Annotated in this window: 3 protein-coding genes; all 3 read left to right on the top strand. The window is 51.0% G+C overall.

Annotated features, from left to right (window positions below):
* Positions 1 to 184: 184 nt before the first annotated feature.
* Positions 185 to 586, top strand: a complete 402-nt coding sequence (locus E5198_RS21100; RefSeq protein ID WP_136491854.1) for a hypothetical protein — start codon at positions 185 to 187, stop codon at positions 584 to 586.
* Positions 587 to 710: 124 nt separating this feature from the next.
* Entirely contained in the window at positions 711 to 1025 is a 315-nt protein-coding gene (locus E5198_RS21095) for a hypothetical protein (RefSeq protein ID WP_136491853.1), read from the top strand.
* Positions 1026 to 1103: 78 nt separating this feature from the next.
* A complete protein-coding gene (locus E5198_RS21090; RefSeq protein WP_136491852.1) occupies positions 1104 to 1523 on the top strand; it encodes a hypothetical protein in 420 nt (139 codons plus the stop codon).
* The last annotated feature ends 169 nt before the right edge of the window (positions 1524 to 1692 follow it).

The following is a 1692-nucleotide window of genomic DNA, read 5'->3' as shown; positions in this document are numbered from 1 at the left end:
GGCCAAATCCACTGCAATCTGCTTGTACATCGCTGGAACCCTCCGAACGCCATTCTCGACACCGCTGGTGCGGGTAATTGTGGTGCAGGGAGAGTCCATTACAGCACTCAACTTCGCTCACTTCGTTCGCTGGACAGTCAAACGCTACGCGTTTGCCTGCCCGTTAGCTTAGTCGTTAGGCAATATGAAATACCTCAGCAGAGAAGATCTTCTAGAGTTCCTAGGCGAGCGCGAAGAGCATCCTGAACTAAATGAGCACCTTAGCAGCTACGTCGACAGGTTTGTTGCAGAGAAAGATTACCAGGTTCTAGAAAAGCTATTCGCAGCAGGCGCATCCGCAACCTCGGCAGATCCAACGAATGACTATCTGCGCCTATTACTACATGAGTACGAAGTAGAGCGCACACTGAATGGCCCCGAGATCCGCTCCATCATGGAGTTGCTCCTTAAAAATGGCGCAAATCCAAACCGAGTCACAGACAACAACCTAAGAGCATATGACTATGCTTTATCCCATAAAACCACTGAAATTGTGGTGCTTTTGGAGAAGTACGGGGCAGACCAAACCCCACGAGAGCCGATCTAAAAACTTTTTCGATCGCGCTGCTCGTGCAATCTTCAATCACTGCGCTCGGCTGGGCTCCCCTGCCTAACTAGGCGCTCAGGTGGGACGCACTAAAGCGCGCCCTTTAGCTTCAACGTTGGGCATTATGAAAGTACGCAACATTGCCTTTGCGATCGCAGTTTTTGTGGCTGTTGTTGGAGTTGAACAACTGGTCAACTACTGGGGGACGCAGAGCTGGCACCTTGACGTGAAGACGCGCGCGCCTGTCTATGAAACAGATGAGTACCCTTACGGTTCGCAATTCTTACCAAACAAGGTTGTTGGTTATCTGGAACCTGGTGATATACCAAAAGTTCTTGCCATGTATTATGGGAATGAATGGCCTTATTTGGTTGTGCGTTTACCGTCAGGGAAAAAAGGTTATTTGTTTGCGCCAGACGTCGAGTTTAAGCGCAAGTGATGGCGGTGATGCCCAACCCGGCAGTCAAGTGGGACGCGCCTTCGGCGCGCCCCTTACTTTTACGTTAGGCAGTAGATCATGGATGAGTCAGAATTTATCACGTCAATTGACTGTTGCTTTCCCTACCGTGCCCCGCTGCAGTGGCGTCGTACTATTGCAGATGCGTTGAAAATCTCGCCGAATGCTGCTTTCATGGTTGCGCATGAACTCTGTAGGCCCCCAAGGCGTGTTCGTGTCACGGTTGCACAGCGCCTAGAAACATGGCGTTATCTTTCAGTTCGCCTTCACCATCCATTAGCCCAGCAGCTTTCTGACGTCATCGCATTGAGGATCAAAGGCTCGGAAATCCCAATGGCCGTTGCAGTCAAAGCAATGAAGCTTGTGCGTCATTACCCCAATCAATATAATGCGCTTTCCATCTGCTATTTTTCCTATAGCGGGATGCGCAAAGTCGATGAGCTTTATGCTCGTATAGTTGGCGAGTGGCAAAGTGTCTAACATGCGGTATATGGACTCCCCCCGCAAGTGGTGAGTAAAGCCTGCCACCCCTTTCGTCAGTGCGGTTGCATTCGTATATCCGGCCTTTGCTAGGCGTTGCCGCCCGGGCCACTCTGTAGTTCGCGCAGCGGGGGCCAAGCGCTCAATCGATCACGAGGATCATGATTGT

Source organism: Pseudomonas sp. A-1 (genome assembly GCF_004801855.1).
GTDB lineage: Bacteria > Pseudomonadota > Gammaproteobacteria > Pseudomonadales > Pseudomonadaceae > Geopseudomonas.
This window is presented reverse-complemented; position numbering and strand designations above follow the sequence as displayed.

What these genes read in the sequence shown, in the direction of transcription:
- E5198_RS21090 (WP_136491852.1), top strand. Translation starts at nt 1,104, where the DNA reads ATGGATGAGTCAGAATTTATCACGTCAATTGACTGTTGCTTTCCCTAC.
- E5198_RS21095 (WP_136491853.1), top strand. Translation starts at nt 711, where the DNA reads ATGAAAGTACGCAACATTGCCTTTGCGATCGCAGTTTTTGTGGCTGTT.
- E5198_RS21100 (WP_136491854.1), top strand. Translation starts at nt 185, where the DNA reads ATGAAATACCTCAGCAGAGAAGATCTTCTAGAGTTCCTAGGCGAGCGC.